We start from the raw sequence: 15599 nt of genomic DNA on the forward strand, positions 1-15599 counted from the left end.
CCGCGCCCGGCGGCCGCCCGGGCGGGCCGGGCTCAGCTCGGGCGCACCAGGTAGGAGATCTCCACCGAGCACGGGCCGGACGCCCCCACCGGCGCGCTGAGCAGGAACTCGAACCGCCCGCCCCACACCTGGTTGGGGCCCTCGCCCCGGTTCACCCACGCCAGCCCCTGCCCGCTGGCCCAGTCCTGGAGCAGGGCGTGGGCGGTGTCGATGCGCTCGGGGTCGCCGGTGTGGGCCAGGGTGACATAGGAGCCCTCGGGGATGAACCCGGCCACCACGCGGCCGTCCCCCTCCACCGGCACCTGCTCGCGCACCGGCGCGCCGACCTCGATGATGTGCTCGCGGTCGCCCTGCCCGATGACCCAGTACCGCAGGAACGGCGGCCCGGCGGCCCCCACGCCCCTGCGGCGCAGCCACTCCTGGACCTCGGCCACCAGCGCGGCGGCCCGGCCGCGCCCGGTGACCTTGGCCGGGATGGCGACATAGGGCTGGGCGGCCCGGGTCTCGTGCCTGGGTCCTGCGGTCATCACGGCTCCCCCCTCGACGGCGCCGGCCCACCCGGCCGCGCCGGCCCGCGGCCCGGACGGGTGCGTACCGGGCACGCGCGATAACTACTTCAGGTCACTGCACAACTGCCCACGGTAACGCGTTGCCATGCGCACTCCCCCGAGGCCGCGCCCGCGCCTCCCGCAGAGCGGATCGGGTGCCACATCACGTGCCCGCACGGGACTCGGCGCATATGGTGGAAGAGGCGAGGCCCGGTGGGAATCCGCGAACCAGGGGAGGCTCAGGGGCTTCCCCCATACCGTGCGCCGAGGCCCCCGCGCATGATGGAGACGGGCAGGACCCGCCGCTCGGCGGCGGCCCAGTGTCGAGCTGCGTCGAGGAGTTGATGGTGGCAGTGCACGAACCGCCGTCTCCACCGTCCCCGGGCGGACGGTGGAGCCCCGCCCCACGCCGGAACCCCGGTGCCGCACAGGTGCGGCTGACCCACGCCGACCGCGACTCCGCCATGGAGACGCTGCGTGAGGCCTACGCCCTGGGGCAGTTGGACGAATCCGAGTTCGAGGAGCGCCTCGACCTCGCCATGAAGGCGAAGTTCCCGGCCGACCTCCAGCCGCTGCTGGCCGACGTGGTCCCCCAGCACCGCGCCGCGCGGGGCGGCGCGCCCCGGCCGGGCGCCGCCGGCCCCGCGCCCGAGGTCTCCACCAGCCCCTCCGAGCGCCTGCTGGCCTCGCTCGCGCACTTCTCCGGCTACGCCTCGGTGTTCGGCCCGCTGCTGATGCTGCTGGCGGCCCGCGACACCGCCCCCTACGTGCGCCGGCACATCATCGAGGCGCTCAACTACCAGATCACCGTCATGGTCGGCTCCGTGGTCATGCTGATGCTGAGCTGGCTGATCCTGCCGGTGGCGGTGTTCCTGTTCCTCGTCGTGGGCTGGGTGTTCCTGCCGGCCGTGGGCGCGATCGTCACCCTCACCCAGGGCACCTGGCGCTACCCGGTGACCTGGCGCCCCGTGCGCGACACCTGACCGGCCGGCCCGGCCGGGCCGGCCGGCCCCGCGCCGCACACGGCGGTGGGGGGCGCGCCGCCGGCACGCGGGCCCCCCCCGGGGCGGCCGCCCGCCGCCCCCCCCCGCGCCCCCCCGGGGGGGGCCCCGGGCGCCGCCGCGCGGGCCCCACCGCCGTGTCTGCCCGCCGGAGTCCGCGCCCGGGCGGCCGTGTCCGCTACTTGCTGACCCGGCCGTTGAGGTCGCTGGCCGCCTGCTTGCCGCCGGCGGCCGCGGTGTCCTTGGCCTCCTCGGCGTCGGCCTTGAGGTCGGACGCGGTGCCCGACACCCGGGCCTTGGCGTCGCGGGCCTTGGCCGCCAGTTGGTCGCGGGTCTCGCGGACCTGCTCGCGGGCCTGGTCGAGGTTCTCCTGCCAGGTGACGTCCTGGGCGGCGCGGCGCAGCCGCACCACGCCGTAGACGGCGGCGGCGCCGACCGCCGCGACACCGAGCACGAGCACGGCGCGGGGGACGCGCCGCCCGCCCCGGCGGGGCTTGGGGGGCTCCACGCGCTGCGCGGCCTGGTTGAGGAGGCCGGCCACGCGCGGCGCGACGGTGTCCTCGACCCGCTGGGCGGCGGTCTCCAGCCGGGGGGCGGTCCAGCCGCGGGCCTGGTGCAGGCGCTGCGTGGCGGTGTCCCTGGCCTGCTCGGCGTAGGGGGCGAACCGGTCGGACGACTCGCGTGCGAGTTCCTGCAACCGGGCCAGTGCCGCGTCAGCCTCGAAGCCGCCCTTGTGGCGCTTCAGTGTCATGGGCACGGTGACCTCCTTTACTGTCTTCGTCTGGGTTGCACTTGCCCGATGCGGCGCGACCTATGCGCGCGCGCCGCGCCGGGTGCGGCACAACGCCGTCCCACTCGGCGTTTTCCGACGTTATCAACGTGTTACCGCAACATATCCGGCTCGACGGGTTGGCACCGGTTCGACACGCCCGCGCGGTAGGCACCCCTTCGGGCCGCTCCGGCCCGCCACCCCCCGCGCCCACGAACCCCGTGCGGAAGGCCGGGTAACGTGGACCGCGCAAGCGAACACAACGGAAAGGCACCCAGGTGTCCGAGGTCAACGGTCAGCCCCTCGCGCGGCTGAACACCACCAAGGGGACGATCGTCGTCAGGCTCTTCGCCCGGCAGGCGCCCGAAACGGTCGAGAACTTCGTCGGCCTGGCCGAGGGGACCAAGCAGTGGGTCGACCCCACCACGGGTCGCCCCAGCACCGAGCCCCTCTACAACGGCACGATCTTCCACCGCGTCATCAGCGGGTTCATGATCCAGGGCGGCGACCCCCTGGGCAACGGCCGCGGCGGCCCCGGCTACAAGTTCAAGGACGAGTTCGACAGCTCGCTGAAGTTCGACCGCCCCTACCTGCTGGCCATGGCCAACGCCGGCCCCAACACCAACGGCTCGCAGTTCTTCATCACGGTCGGCGCCCCCGACTGGCTGAACAACAAGCACACCATCTTCGGTGAGGTCGTCTCGGGCACCGAGGTCGTCGACGCCATCGCCGGCGTCAAGACCAACGCCCAGGACCGCCCGGTGGAGGACGTGGTCATCTCCTCCGTCGAGATCGAGCGCTCCTAGGCCGGCCGGCGCCCATGGCCTCCTCCCCGACCGGCGGCACCGGACCCGGTGCCGCGGCCGTGCCGACGTGCTACCGCCACCGCGACCGCGAGACCTACCTGCGGTGCTCGCGGTGCGACCGGCCCATCTGCCCCGACTGCATCCGCGAGGCGCCGGTCGGCCAGCACTGCCCCGAGTGCGTGGCCGAGGGCCGGCGCGGCATGCGCCAGGCCCGGACCGTGTTCGGGGGGCGGGTCGCCGACCGGCCCCTGGTGACCTGGGTGCTCCTGGGGCTGATGGCCCTGGGGTTCGCCGCCCAGTTCGCCGTGCCGCAACTGGTGGGGATGTTCGGGATGTCGGGCTATTTCGCCGTCGTCGACGGCCAGTGGTACCGGCTCCTCACGGCCGCCTTCCTGCACGGCGGCGTCATGCACCTGCTGTTCAACGGGATGGCCCTGTACGTGCTGGGCCAGCAGGTCGAGACCGTGCTCGGCCACACCCGCTACCTGGCGCTGTGGGTGCTCAGCGCGGTCGGGGGCTCGGTCCTGAGCCTGGTCGTGGTGCCCCAGACCATGTCGGTGGGCGCCTCGGGCGCCATCTTCGGCCTGTTCGGGGCGGTGTTCGTCATCGGCCGCCGGCTGCGCCTGGACACGCGGTTCGTGGTCGGCCTGCTCGCGGTGAACCTGCTGATCACCTTCCTGGTGCCCAACATCTCCTGGACCGGGCACATCGGCGGGCTGGTCACCGGGCTGCTGCTGGCGGCCGCCTACGCCTACCTGCCGCCGGGCTCGGGGCGCCCGGGCGCGCAGCGGCGGCGCGGGCAGGCGCTCGCGCACACGCTGGCCACGGCCGGCGTGATGGCGCTGCTGGTCGCGGGTGCCGCGGCCGGGACGGTGCTGATGGGCGCCTGAGCGCCCCTCCTGGACACGCGCGGGGCCGCGGACCCACGGGTCCGCGGCCCCCGCCGCGTCCGGGTGCCGGTGGCCGTGGCGGTTCCGTCCCGCCTCAAGGCATGCCGAGAAGAGCTACCCACAGCCTGTGGATAACTCTGTGGACAAACCGGTGACCGCTGGTGATGTCAGCCGCGGCGGACGGCCGCGACCTGCGCCGACGCGCCTAGTGCCAGCGTGTGGACAAGATGATGCACGCGATGATCCCCGCGAACCCGATGGCGAGGTTCCACTCCGCCCAGTCGCGCATGTAGGGGATCGACGCTCCGGCGATGTAGTACACCGCGATCCACAAGACGCCGAACACACCGCACGCGATCATCAGCGGCGCCAGCCAGCGCGGACTGACCTTGGGCTTGGCCGCCGACGGCGGGGGCGTGTAGACGGCCTTCTTCTTGCGATCGTTGCGGGACTTGGGCACGGTCGCTGCTCCAAAAACGAATCGGCCGGAATGGACGCGTGACGGATGCTCCAGTCTACGCCCAGTCGGGTGGGGATGGGACGTCCGTAACACCCACGAGTGCTACTGAAAGCCTACTGACCTGCGCCGACGGACTCCAAGTCGATCAGGGACCCGGGCCGGGCGGGTCCGCGGCGGCGGACCCGCCCGGCGGCGCGGGCGTGCGGTCACTGGCCCGGCGGCCAGGGGAAGTCGGTCGGCCAGCCCGGCGGCGGCGACTCCTGCCCGGGGGTGGTCGGGGTCTGGCTCGGCGGCGGGGTGGTGGGCTGCTCCTGCTCCTCGGCCACCACCACGTTGACCGTGGTGCCCGGCTCGACCTCGGCGTTGGCGCCGGGGTCCTGGCTGATCACCGTGTTGGGCTCGGCGTCGCTGGGCTCGCTGGAGAAGTTGCCCGACAGCCCGGCGTCGCTGAGCGCGGCTTCGGCGTCCTCGCGGGACATGCCGCTCAGGTCGGGCACCACCACCGGCTCCGGCCCCGACGACAGCACCAGGTTCACCTGGCTGCCGGGGTCGGCGTTGGACCCGCCGCGGGGGTCGGTGCGGATCACCTGGCCCTCGGGCACGGAGTCGGAGGGCTCCTCGGTGGTGTCGCCGACCTCGAATCCGGCGTCGGTCAGGGTCTGGGTGGCGGTGTCGCGGTCCTGCCCGCTGACGTCGGGCACCTCCTGGGAGCCCGGCCCGGTGGAGATCAGCAGGGTGATGGTGCTGGTGGGGCTGCGCTCCTCGCCGGCCGGGGGATCGGTGCCGATGACGTCGCCCTCGGCGACCTCCTCGTCGTTCTGCTCCCGGGTCTCGATGGCGTCGGACTCGAAGCCGGCGCCGGTCAGCTCGGAGCGGGCCTCCTCCTCGCTCATGCCGGCCACGTCGGGGATCGCGATGCTCTCGGCGGTGGGCTGGGTGAACAGCCACACCGCGAACCCGATGGCGGCGACCACGAGCACGGCCAGCAGGATCCACAGGGCGTTGCGCCGCCCCATGCCCTCGTCGCGGTCGTCGTAGTCGTCGTAGCGGTCGTCGTCGTAGCGGTCGCGCCGGTCCTCCACGGGCGGCAGCGCGGTGGTGGCCCCCGCCCCGGCCATGGCCATGGTGCGGGCCTCGGTGGGCAGCCCCTGGAGTCCGCGCTGGATGTCCTGGCGCATCTCCTCGGCCGACTGGTACCGCTCCTCGCGGTCCTTGGTCATGGCGCGCAGGGTGATGTCCTCAAGCCAGGTCGGGATGTCGGGGTCGACCTGGGTGGGCGGCACCGGCTGCTCGCGCACGTGCTGGTAGGCGATGGAGACGGGGGAGTCGCCGGTGAACGGCGGCCGGCCGGTGAGCAGCTCGTAGAGCACGCAGCCGGTGGAGTAGATGTCGCTGCGGGCGTCGACCCGCTCGCCGCGCGCCTGCTCGGGCGAGAGGTACTGCGCCGTGCCGATGACCTGGGAGGTCTGGGTCATCGTGGCCTGGTTGTCGTTCATGGCCCGCGCGATGCCGAAGTCCATCACCTTGACCTCGGCCTGGCGGGTCAGCATGACGTTGGCCGGCTTGATGTCGCGGTGGACGATCCCGTTCTGGTGGCTGTACTCCAGCGCGCGCAGGATGCCGTCGGTGACCTCGGCGCAGCGCTCGGGCAGCAGCCGGCGGTCGTCGTCGAGCAGCTCCTTGAGGGTGCGGCCGTCGACGTACTCCATGATGATGTACGGGATCGACAGGCCGTCGACCACGTCCTCACCGGTGTCGTAGACCGCGATGATCGAGGGGTGGTTCAGCGAGGCCGCCGACTGCGCCTCGCGCCGGAACCTCTCCTGGAAGGTGTGGTCGCGGGCCAGGTCGTGCCGCAGCGTCTTGACGGCCACCAGGCGGTCCAGCCGCAGATCACGGGCGCGGAAGACCTCGGCCATGCCGCCGCGCCCGATGACCTGATCGAGCTCGTAGCGGCCACCGAGTAGCCGTGGCTGAGACATGTCGTGAACAGTTCCTCGTCATCTCCGCGGCGCGCGGGAATCCGGCGCCTGGCGAGTGGTCATCCGCCGCCCCATCGCGGTCAGTCCTCCCCCGTGTCCCCTCCGCCGCCGTTGTCGCCGCCGTTGCCGTTCCCGTTGCCGTTGTCGCCGGGTACGGGCGGATTCACCGGCGGCGTCTCGCCGCCCGGGTCCTGGGTGGGCGTGGTGTCGTCCTCGTCCGGGGGGACGTCGGTGGAGTCGTCGTTCTCGGCGGGCGGGGTGCTCGGCTGCGCGGACGGCGAGGCGGGCTGGGTGCCGTAGTCGGTCGAGCCGTCCTGGCCCCAGTCCGAACCGCCCGTGCCGGGGTCCTCCTCGACGGTCTGGCTCTCCTGCGGCGACGGCTCGCCGTCGTCGCTCGGCGTGGCCGTCGGGCTGGAGTCGGGGTTGCGGACGTTGTTGGCCTCGGGGTCCTGCGCCCCGAAGAGCCGTCCGGCCCAGACCACGCCCAGGACCAGCACCGCGGTGGCCGCCACGGCCGCCAGGACCATGGGCAGGCTCGCCCGCCGGCTGTCCGGGGCGCCCCGGCCAACCTTATCCGACGACTGCCCGCCGGCGGGGTCGGACGCGGACGTGCCGCGGTATCCGCCCACCGGGGTGAACCTGCTCGGCGCGGTCGCGGCGCCGCCGGCCACCATGGTCTGGGCGGGGTCGGGCAGGTCCATGGCGGTGGTGACGCCGCCCTGGTCGGCGCTCATGCCCAGCCGCAGCCGCTGCGCCGCGGCGGCGACCTCGCCGGCCGAGCCGGGGCGCTCGTCGGGGACCTTCTCCAGCAGTTGGGCCACGAACCCGGCCACGGGGTCGGGGACGTGGTCGGGCAGCGGCGGGGGGTCGTCGCGGGTGTGGGCCAAAGCCAGCGCCAGCGGGGTGTCGGCCGTGAACGGCGGCTGGCCCGCCAGGCACTCGTAGGCCACCACGCCCAAGGCGTAGAGGTCGGAGGCGAAGGTGGCGGGCCGGCCCGACGCCTGCTCGGGCGAGATGTACTGGGCCGTGCCCATGACCATGCCGGTCTGGGTGAGGGTGACCGACTCGTTGCCGCGCGCGATCCCGAAGTCGGTCAGCTTGACCGTGCCGTCCTCGGTGACCAGCAGGTTGCCCGGCTTGATGTCGCGGTGCACCACCCCGCGCGCGTGGGCGGCGGCCAGCGCCGCCGCGGCCTGGCCCACGATGTCGAGGGTGACACTGGGCTCCAGGCCGCTGTTGCGGCGCAGGATCGAGGACAGCGGCTCGCCCAGCACGAGTTCCATGATGAGGAACGCGCGGCCGTCCTGCTCGCCGTAGTCGTAGACCTGCGCGATGCCGGGGTGGGACAGCCCGGCGGTGATCCGCCCCTCGGTGCGGAACCGCTCGCGGGCCGTGGGCTCGGCCATCTGCGCCGGATGCAGCAGCTTGACCGCGACCGGGCGGTTGAGCAGGGTGTCCTCGGCCCGCCAGACGGTACCCATACCGCCCGAGCCGATCTGCTCCTCCAGCCGGTAGCGGCCGCTGAGCACCGTGCCCGCGAGGGACTCCGCCCCCGTGGGGTCGGGGACACCCGGGTCGTTGTCGCTCACTCGTTGATCACAGCCTCCATGATCTCCCGCGCGATCGGCGCGGCCAGGGTGCCGCCGCTGCCGCCGCCGTGCTCGACCACGACCGCCACGGCGACCTGGGGGTCGTCGGCCGGTGCGAAGGAGATGAACCAGTTGTGCGTGGGACCGCTCGCGGTCTCGGCGGTTCCGGTCTTGCCGGCGACGTCGATGCCCGGGATCTGGGCTCCCGGCCCCGACGCCTCGTCGCCCGCGGTGACGCCGATCATCATCTCGGTGAGGTCGGCCGCCGTCCCGGAGCTGATGGCGGTGGTGTACACCTCGGGCTGGGCGGTCTCGACCTCCTCAAGGTTGGAGTTCTGCACGGACTCCACCAGGTAGGGCTTCATGACGTCGCCGTCGTTGGCCACGCCCGCCGCGACCATGGCCATTTGCAGCGGGGTCGCCTCGATGTTGGCCTGGCCGATCCCGCTCCGGCCCAGGATATTGGGATCGGTCTCCAGGGGGGACAGGGATTCGGTGACCGTGATCGGGATTTCCATCTCGCCCTGGTTGAAACCGAACGCCTCGGCCTGCTCCTGCATGGTCTGCCCGCCCAGTTGGATCGCCCAGTTGGCCATGGAGGTGTTGCAGGAGATCTCGATGGAGTGCGCCAGGGAGTCGGGCGCCCCGTTGTTGCACGGCCCGCCCCAGGCGTTGGGCAGCGGCGCGCCGAGGTCGAGGGTCTCGGGCGCGTCGATGGTGGACTCCGGGGTGGCGCCGTTCTCCAGGGCCGCCGCGGCGGTGACGATCTTGAACGTCGAGCCCGGGGGGTAGCGCTGGTTGAGGCCGCGGTTGAGCAGCGGCTGCTGCTCGGCCGACTCCAGTTCGGTCCAGTTCTGGGCCGCCTGGTCGGTTTCGGTGACGCTGGCCACGCTGTTGGGGTCGTAGGTGGGGTTGGAGTAGGAGGCCAGCACCGCGCCGGTGGCGGGGTCCAGCGCCACGGCCGCGCCGTTCTTGCCCAGCGCCTCAAGGCCGTCCATGGCCGCCTGCTGGGCGTCGGCGTTGATGGTCAGCGTGACGTCGGCGCCCTTGGGCTCCTCGCCGGTGAGCATGTCGCGGAAGTTGTTCACGGCCAGGGACTCGTGGGAGCCGTCGAGGAAGGAGTTCTCGGCGGCCTCGATCCCGGTGGCCGAGCCGGCGCGGAACGCGCCCACGACCGGGGCGTAGAGCTGGCCGTTCTCGTACACGCGCTGGTACTGGTCGCTGTCGCCGCCCACGGGCTCGGAGTAGGCGACCTCCTGGCTGCCCACGATGATCGAGCCGCGGTGGGTGTTGAGGCTCTCGGCGAACTGGCGGCGGTTGAAGGGGTGCTCGCGCAGGTCCTCGGCGGCGAACGCCTGGATGTAGGACACGTTCAGCAGCAGCACGCCGAACAGTGCCAGCGCGAAGATCGAGAGGCGGCGGATGGGCTTGTTCATCGCTGGATCACCTGGGTCGCGCCCTCGTCCTGGATGGCCTGCGGTGCGGGCTTGCGGGCGTTGTTGCTCATGCGCATCAGCAGGGCGACCATGATCCAGCTCGACAGCAGGGCCGAACCGCCCTTGGCGACGAACGGGATCGTGGCACCGGTCATCGGGATCACCCGGGTCACGCCGCCGATGACGACGAACGTCTGGAAGGCGATGAGGAAGGAGATGCCCGAGGCGAACATCTTGATGAACAGCTCCTTGGACGCCAGCGCGATGCGCATGCCGCGCTCGACCAGCAGCGCCAGGGCCATCAGCATGACCATGATCCCGGCCAGGCCCAGCTCCTCACCGAAGGCGGTGAAGATGAAGTCGTTCTGGACCTCGGGGACGTAGCCGGGCTGGCCGCCGCCCAGGCCGGTGCCGGTCATGCCGCCCTCGGCCAGGGCGAACAGGCCCTGCACCAACTGCTGGCTGTTGCCGGAGGTCACGCAGAAGGACTCGGGGTTGGCCATGGCCTCGTCGGTGCAGAACACGTCGGGGCGGAAGGCGTCGAGCCAGGTGACCATGCGGACCCGGAAGTGCGGCACGAACGGGTAGATGGCCGCGCACGCGCCGAAGAACGCGGTGAGCCCGATGACGATCCAGGAGCCGCGCTGGGTGGCCACGTAGATCATGGCCAGGAAGGTGCCGAACAGCATCAGCGAGGTGCCGAGGTCGTTCATCAGGATGACCAGCACGATGATGCAGAAGCCCCACATGACCGCCATCGGCGCGGTGTCGCGCATGCGCGGCAGGTCCAGCACCTTCACCGGGCCGATCTTGATCTGCCGGCTGGCCAGGGCGAGCACGTCGCGCTTGGTGACCATGTAGCCCGACAGGAAGACCACCAGGGCGATCTTGGCGAACTCCGAGGGCTGGAGCGAGGTGAACCCGAAGTTCACCCACTGCCGGGCGCCGTTGATCTCGCTGCCCAGCGGGGTCAGCGGCAGCAGCAGCAGGAAGACCGCGCCCACCGCCATGATGTAGGGGTAGCGCTGGAGGGTGCGGGGCTCCTTGAGGAAGTAGATGATCCCCGCGAACACCACCATGCTGGCGGCGGTCAGGATGAGCTGGTCCATGGCGCTGGCGCGCGAGGTGTCGCCGGTGGCCTCGCCCAGCCGCCACAGCATGGCGATGCCCAGGCCGTTGAGCAGGGTGGCCAGCGGCAGCAGCAGGGGGTCCGACCAGGGCGCGAAGAACCGGATGAAGAAGTGCGCCAGCACCGCCAGGCCGCCGAACAGCCCGCCGTAGAGGAACAGGCTGGGCGGCATCTCGTTGTTGCGGGTGAGGCCGGCCTCGATCATGGCGTAGAGCGTCAGCGCGATCGCGAACAGCGTCATGACGAGTTCGGCGTTGCGCCGCTTGACCGGCGGAAGCGCGGTGGGGGCCTCGGCCGCCGGCGGGCGCTTGGTCGCGGTCGGAAGCGTCACATCAATCCCCTCCCAGCGGGATCTGGACGGCGGTGCCGACCGCGGCGCCGGGGTCCGGGCTGGGCTGGGTGCCCTGCCCGCCCTGGTCCTGGCGATCGCCCGAGGGCTGCCCGCCGGGGGCGCAGTCGGGGTCGGCCGCGCAGGTCTCGGCGGCTTCGCGCAGGCGGGCGATGCGGTCGTCGGCGTCGCCGCGGCTGTCGAGGGGGATGGTGGAGCTGACGGCGTTGCGCTCGTTCTCGGGCAGGCCGTCGATGGGGATCTGGGTGTCCTCGATCTGCTCGGCGAGGTCGTAGCCGGCGACGTCGGTGCTCAGCCCCTGGTAGAGCGCCACGGTGCCGCCGTCCTCGGAGGGGCCGAGGAAGTACTGGCTGCTGAGGTAGCGGGTCCCGAAGTAGTAGCCCGCGCCCGCGATGACCGCGACGATCACGACGAAGACGATGACCATGGGCCACCAGCTCCGGGTGCGGCGCTCGGGTTCGTCGGGCTCCTCGGGCGGCGGCTCGAAGGCGGGGATCCGGGCCATCTCGGCGGTGTCGCCGGCGCCGCGGTTGAGCCCCTGGGCGCGGCCGGCGGGGGTGTCGGGGGTCATGACGGGTTCGCGGCGCTGGTCGGCCGCGCCCACGACCGCGGGCTCCTGGGTGGGGCCGCCGGGGTCGGTGGCGGTGTCGATGACGTCGGCCACCACGGCGGTGATGTTGTCGGGGCCGCCGCCGCGGTTGGCGAGGTCGATCAGCCGGCGGGCGGCGGCGTCGGGGTTGCGCTCGGCGGCCAGGGTCTCGCGGATGGTCTCGGTGCTGACCACGCCGGAGAGGCCGTCGGAGCACAGCAGGTAGCGGTCGCCGACGCGGGCCTCGCTGATGGAGATGTCGGGGTCGACCTGGCTGCGGCCGTCGAGCGCGCGCAGCAGCAGGGACCGCTGGGGGTGGGTGGCGACCTCCTCCTCGGTGATCTTGCCTTCGTCCACCAGGGTCTGCACGAGGGTGTGGTCGTGGGTGATCTGCCCGAACTCGTCGCCCCGCAGCAGGTAGGCGCGGGAGTCGCCGACGTGGATCATGGCGACACGCGCCCCCGACCACAGCATGGCGGTTAGGGTGGTGCCCATGTTCTCCAGCCGGGGCTCCTCCTTGACCCGCTGGGCGAGCAGGTTGTTGGCGTGCTCGACCGCCTGCTGGAGGGAGCCCACCATGGCCTCGGTCGTGGGGACGTCCTCGTCCAGGGTCATCAGCGTGGAGATCGCGATGGCGCTGGCGATCTCACCGCCGGCATGTCCGCCCATCCCGTCGGCGACCGCGAGGAGGTACGGGCCGGCGTAGGCGGAGTCTTCGTTGCCTTCGCGGAGGCATCCTACGTCGGAGTACGCCGCGTATCGGAGAGCGATTGTCATTTGCGCAGTTCCAGGACGGTTTTGCCGATGCGGATGGGTTGTCCGACCGAGATTGGCTGGGGGTGGGTCAGCCGCTGCTGGCCCAGGTAGGTGCCGTTCGTCGAACCGAGGTCCTCAACGATCCAGCGGCCGTTGTCGGAGAAGATCCGGGCGTGCCGACCCGAGGCGTAGTCGTCGTTGATGACGAGCGTGGCGTCGTTGGCCCGGCCGATGGTGATCGGGTGCTGGGGGGACAGGTTGAGCGAGGTGCCGGCGAGCGGACCCTTGGTGACCACGAGGGAGCGCGGTTCGTTGCGGCGGCCCTTGGGGGCGCGCTGGGAGCGTGCGGGGCGCGGGGCACGGGACTCGGCGGGGGCGCGCCGTTCGGAGCGCTTGCGCTTGGACTTGCTCTTGGCGGGGCCGAGGAGGTCGGTGCGGATGACGCCGACCGCCATGATCACGAACAGCCACAGCACGCAGAGGAACGTGATCCTGATCAGCATGAGGGTCAAGTCGGACATTGAACTGCTCTTCAGCCCCTGTCGTGCTCCGGCGAGGTGGCGGTCGTCGTCAGCCGCCACCGCGTCTACTGGCGTCGAACCCTAGGAGATCGTGGCGGAAAAGCCCAACGATCTCAATGGAGGGATGCATCGGGATCGATCGCCCTGTTCGGGCCGCCGGGGCCGCGGGGCCCCGGCCGACGCGTGGACGGGTGGTGGGAGTCGCTGCCATGTGTGACGCCACGGGAGCGGGTTTGGTTGCGGATGATTGGCGGGGCGGTCAGTCCCGACGGAAGGTCATGGTGGTGCGGCCCAGGCTGATCCGGCTGCCGTCGACCAGGCGCGCGCGCTTGACCTGCTGGCCGTTGACGAACGTGCCGTTGGTGGAGCCGAGGTCGACCAGGACGGCTTCGTCGTCCTCGACCCGGATCTCGGCGTGGTGGCGCGAGACGCCGTTGTCGACAAGGCGCAGGTGGCAGTCGGTGCCCCGGCCCAGCAGGGTGACCTGGGTGTTGAGGACGAACGACTGCTGCATGCCCTGGCTGGCGGGCGAGCCCTCGGCGGTGGCGCCGCCGGGCGAGATCAGCAGCCGGGGGTGGCCCTGGGCGTCGGCCGGGTTGCGCGGCTGGTCGGCGACCGAGGTGCGGATCTCGCCGCTCTCGACGGTGGAGCCGCGGATCACGCCGGAGCGGATCCGGAACCGGCCCATCTGGAGATCGGCTTCGGACTTGAAGTGCACGCGCACCGGACCCACGAAGGAGTAGCCCTGCTCCGTGGCGTAGTCGCGCGCGAGTTTGGCGAGTTCCTGGCCGATGGTGTCGGCCAGGGCGTCCATGTGCTCGGCGTCCTCGGCGGAAAGCTCCACCACGAAGTCGTTGGGGACCAGGGTCCGGCCCTGGGCGACGATTGCGGCGCGCTCGTCCATCTCACGCTGGACGGCGCTGGCGATTTCGACGGGTTCGAGCTTGGACTTGAAAGCACGGGCGAAGGTGCCTTCGATCATGCCTCCAAGCCTGCGCTCGAAGCGTTGGAGCACTCCCACGAGGTACCTCCCTTACTCCACTCCGCATGTACTGACGATCGTAACCGGGTTGCCGCGCCCTTGGACTCACGCGCGCCCCTCCCTGTGGATATCGGGACGCAACGGGCCGGACCCGGATCGCGGAGCGAAGCTCCGGGGCGGGCGGAAAACCGTGCACGACCCCTGTCGGGACCGTGCTAGCCTGGTGTCTGTCGCCAGGCGATGAGGCCGGATCCCCGGATCCGACCAGGCCGGCGGCCGGTGCGGACCCGCAGATGTGGTCGACTCACGTTTTGAACACACTGTCGGTATGTGCCAGCATATGCAAGTCACTCGGGCGGGTGGCGGAACGGTAGACGCGCACGGTTCAGGTCCGTGTGTCCGAAAGGATGTGAGGGTTCAAATCCCTCCTCGCCCACGGGAGACCGGGTTCAGCACCCACACTCCGCAGATTCACCGATGAGCCCCGCCGCGGCAAGCGGCGGGGCTCATCTCTTTTTCTCCTCTTCCCCGGGTCTTCTCCCTCTCTTCTCCGGCCGCCGCCGGGGCGTCGCCCGGTGATTCCCCCGCCGCTCCCGCGCGGCGGGCGCCCGTGGAGGTAGGCGGGGCCACGGATATACGGGCGACCGGGTAGGCAGATATAGGGGTATACGGGTATGCGGGTATAGCGACATGCGGCCGTGCCGGTACGCCGCCGCACCGGCCCGGCCGGGCGGCCGGATCAGGGCGCCAGGACGGCGCCCATGGTGTCGTAGCGGTCGATCTCGCAGCCGCCCGAGCGGGTGAACTCGGTCTCGACCGGCGTGCCCTCCACATGCCCCTCGACCCGCGCCACCTGCGGGCCGCCGTAGATGAAAGTGCACGGCTGGTTGTCGGGGACCTCGGCGAAGGCGTCGGCGCCCCCGGCGTCGGCCAGGTCGGCGCAGGCGGCCTCGGGGTCGGGGTGGTCGCCGCCGGCCGGAGCGCAGGTGAGGGTCCAGCGCGCGGGTGCCGACGGTGACGGCGAGGGGGAGCCGCCCGGCGCCGCGGAGGGCCCGGCGGATTCGGTCGCGGTGATGTCGATGGTCAGTTCGGTGTCCGGGGCGGCGCCCGGGGACCCGCCGGAGCCCTCGGCCCCGGGGCCGGGCTCGGTGCGGACCTCGTCGGCGCCGCACCCGGCGGCCAGGAGGGCGGCGGCCGTCAGCGCGGCCGCCGGAATGAGCGTGCGCATACCCTGTTCGACGTGGCGCGGCCCCGACCGGTTCCCTCCGTGTCGCCGCCGCCACGCAAGGTCGCCACGGCCGGCCGCGCGCGGGTTCCCCGCGGCCCCGGCCGGCCCGCCAGGACGAAGGAGATCCCGCGTGTTCGCTGAGAGTGTGCCCGTCGTCGAGGTCAGCACCGTGCCGCCGGACGGGTTCGTGCTCGACGTCCGCGAAGACGACGAGTGGCGGGCCGGGCACGCGCCCGACGCCCTGCACATCCCGCTCCACCAGCTCCCCGAGCGCGCCGCCGAGGTGCCGCGCGACCGCCAGGTCTACGTGGTCTGCCGGATCGGGGGCCGCTCGGCCCAGGCCGTGCAGGCTCTCAACGACGCCGGCTGGCAGGCCGCCAACGTCGCCGGCGGCATGCAGGCGTGGGCGCTGGCCGGGCGCGGCATGGTCAGCGAGACCGGCGCCGACCCCCGGGTCGCCTGAGCCCAATCCAGCCCCCGCCCGCCGCTGAGAAGTCCGCCGCCGCGGCCCGCCGCCCGATTGGCGGGTTTTGGCCAAACCCGGGCCGCGGCCCGGCTCGCGGG

15 protein-coding genes and 1 tRNA gene are annotated in these 15599 nt (G+C 72.3%); 5 read left to right on the forward strand and 11 right to left on the reverse strand.

Going from position 1 to position 15599, the window contains the following annotated elements; translation table 11 throughout:
• Positions 1–32: 32 nt before the first annotated feature.
• A complete protein-coding gene (locus LG943_RS09730; protein ID WP_270071901.1) occupies positions 33–527 on the reverse strand; it encodes an AraC family transcriptional regulator in 495 nt (164 codons plus the stop codon).
• Between the two features lie 452 nt (positions 528–979).
• Here LG943_RS09730 and LG943_RS09735 point away from each other — a divergent pair, with 452 nt between their 5' ends.
• Positions 980–1531, forward strand: coding sequence for a DUF1707 and DUF4870 domain-containing protein (locus LG943_RS09735; RefSeq protein WP_270071902.1), 552 nt, complete (start codon positions 980–982; stop codon positions 1529–1531).
• Positions 1532–1727: 196 nt separating this feature from the next.
• Here LG943_RS09735 and LG943_RS09740 read toward each other — a convergent pair whose 3' ends face one another.
• The gene (locus LG943_RS09740) at positions 1728–2306 is read right to left on the reverse strand and encodes a hypothetical protein (RefSeq protein WP_270071903.1); all 579 of its coding nucleotides are present in this window, start codon (positions 2304–2306) and stop codon (positions 1728–1730) included.
• Positions 2307–2596: 290 nt separating this feature from the next.
• Between LG943_RS09740 and LG943_RS09745 the strand changes: the two genes are divergently transcribed.
• Positions 2597–3124 carry a peptidylprolyl isomerase gene (locus LG943_RS09745; RefSeq protein ID WP_270071904.1) on the forward strand — a complete coding sequence of 176 codons (528 nt, stop codon included), beginning with the start codon at positions 2597–2599 and terminating at the stop codon, positions 3122–3124.
• 14 nt (positions 3125–3138) lie between these two features.
• Entirely contained in the window at positions 3139–4014 is an 876-nt protein-coding gene (locus LG943_RS09750; protein WP_270071905.1) for a rhomboid family intramembrane serine protease, read from the forward strand.
• A gap of 205 nt (positions 4015–4219) precedes the next feature.
• On the opposite strand, the gene LG943_RS09755 is transcribed toward LG943_RS09750, so the two are convergent.
• The 8 genes from LG943_RS09755 to LG943_RS09790 form a co-directional block, all read right to left on the reverse strand.
• Positions 4220–4474, reverse strand: a complete 255-nt coding sequence (locus LG943_RS09755; RefSeq protein WP_179768507.1) for a cell division protein CrgA — start codon at positions 4472–4474, stop codon at positions 4220–4222.
• Positions 4475–4680: 206 nt separating this feature from the next.
• Positions 4681–6456, reverse strand: coding sequence for a Stk1 family PASTA domain-containing Ser/Thr kinase (gene pknB / locus LG943_RS09760; RefSeq protein ID WP_270071906.1), 1776 nt, complete (start codon positions 6454–6456; stop codon positions 4681–4683).
• 80 nt (positions 6457–6536) lie between these two features.
• Positions 6537–8045 (reverse strand): serine/threonine-protein kinase, encoded by a 1509-nt coding sequence (locus LG943_RS09765; protein WP_270071907.1) that lies wholly within the window; start codon positions 8043–8045, stop codon positions 6537–6539.
• Positions 8042–9481 (reverse strand): peptidoglycan D,D-transpeptidase FtsI family protein, encoded by a 1440-nt coding sequence (locus tag LG943_RS09770; protein ID WP_270071908.1) that lies wholly within the window; start codon positions 9479–9481, stop codon positions 8042–8044. Before LG943_RS09770 ends, LG943_RS09765 begins: the two co-directional genes overlap by 4 nt.
• Positions 9478–10851, reverse strand: coding sequence for an FtsW/RodA/SpoVE family cell cycle protein (locus tag LG943_RS09775; RefSeq protein ID WP_270071951.1), 1374 nt, complete (start codon positions 10849–10851; stop codon positions 9478–9480). The genes LG943_RS09770 and LG943_RS09775 overlap by 4 nt, the downstream gene beginning before the upstream one ends.
• Positions 10852–10942: 91 nt before the next feature.
• The gene (locus LG943_RS09780) at positions 10943–12325 is read right to left on the reverse strand and encodes a Stp1/IreP family PP2C-type Ser/Thr phosphatase (protein ID WP_270071909.1); all 1383 of its coding nucleotides are present in this window, start codon (positions 12323–12325) and stop codon (positions 10943–10945) included.
• Positions 12322–12825: an FHA domain-containing protein FhaB/FipA gene (locus LG943_RS09785; RefSeq protein WP_270071910.1), complete on the reverse strand. Its 504-nt coding sequence runs from the start codon at positions 12823–12825 to the stop codon at positions 12322–12324. The genes LG943_RS09780 and LG943_RS09785 overlap by 4 nt, the downstream gene beginning before the upstream one ends.
• A 259-nt stretch (positions 12826–13084) precedes the next feature.
• A complete protein-coding gene (locus tag LG943_RS09790) occupies positions 13085–13846 on the reverse strand; it encodes an FhaA domain-containing protein (protein WP_443729148.1) in 762 nt (253 codons plus the stop codon).
• A 314-nt stretch (positions 13847–14160) separates the two neighbouring features.
• Between LG943_RS09790 and LG943_RS09795 the strand changes: the two genes are divergently transcribed.
• Positions 14161–14243 (forward strand) — tRNA-Leu (locus LG943_RS09795).
• A 303-nt stretch (positions 14244–14546) separates the two neighbouring features.
• Here LG943_RS09795 and LG943_RS09800 read toward each other — a convergent pair.
• Positions 14547–15035 (reverse strand): SSI family serine proteinase inhibitor, encoded by a 489-nt coding sequence (locus LG943_RS09800; RefSeq protein ID WP_270071911.1) that lies wholly within the window; start codon positions 15033–15035, stop codon positions 14547–14549.
• Positions 15036–15165: 130 nt separating this feature from the next.
• On the opposite strand from LG943_RS09800, the gene LG943_RS09805 reads away from it, so the two are divergent.
• Positions 15166–15498, forward strand: coding sequence for a rhodanese-like domain-containing protein (locus tag LG943_RS09805; RefSeq protein WP_270071912.1), 333 nt, complete (start codon positions 15166–15168; stop codon positions 15496–15498).
• The last annotated feature ends 101 nt before the right edge of the window (positions 15499–15599 follow it).

The sequence above is a fragment of the Streptomonospora mangrovi genome (assembly GCF_027604915.1).
GTDB lineage: Bacteria > Actinomycetota > Actinomycetes > Streptosporangiales > Streptosporangiaceae > Streptomonospora > Streptomonospora mangrovi.

Bases quoted from the DNA above. Each gene is read 5' to 3' on its own strand.
- LG943_RS09750 (WP_270071905.1), top strand. From the start codon at position 3,139: ATGGCCTCCTCCCCGACCGGCGGCACCGGACCCGGTGCCGCGGCCGTG.
- LG943_RS09800 (WP_270071911.1), bottom strand. From the start codon at position 15,035: ATGCGCACGCTCATTCCGGCGGCCGCGCTGACGGCCGCCGCCCTCCTG.
- pknB (WP_270071906.1), bottom strand. From the start codon at position 6,456: ATGTCTCAGCCACGGCTACTCGGTGGCCGCTACGAGCTCGATCAGGTC.
- LG943_RS09770 (WP_270071908.1), bottom strand. From the start codon at position 9,481: ATGAACAAGCCCATCCGCCGCCTCTCGATCTTCGCGCTGGCACTGTTC.
- LG943_RS09730 (WP_270071901.1), bottom strand. From the start codon at position 527: ATGACCGCAGGACCCAGGCACGAGACCCGGGCCGCCCAGCCCTATGTC.
- LG943_RS09775 (WP_270071951.1), bottom strand. From the start codon at position 10,851: ATGACGCTGTTCGCGATCGCGCTGACGCTCTACGCCATGATCGAGGCC.
- LG943_RS09785 (WP_270071910.1), bottom strand. From the start codon at position 12,825: ATGTCCGACTTGACCCTCATGCTGATCAGGATCACGTTCCTCTGCGTG.
- LG943_RS09780 (WP_270071909.1), bottom strand. From the start codon at position 12,325: ATGACAATCGCTCTCCGATACGCGGCGTACTCCGACGTAGGATGCCTC.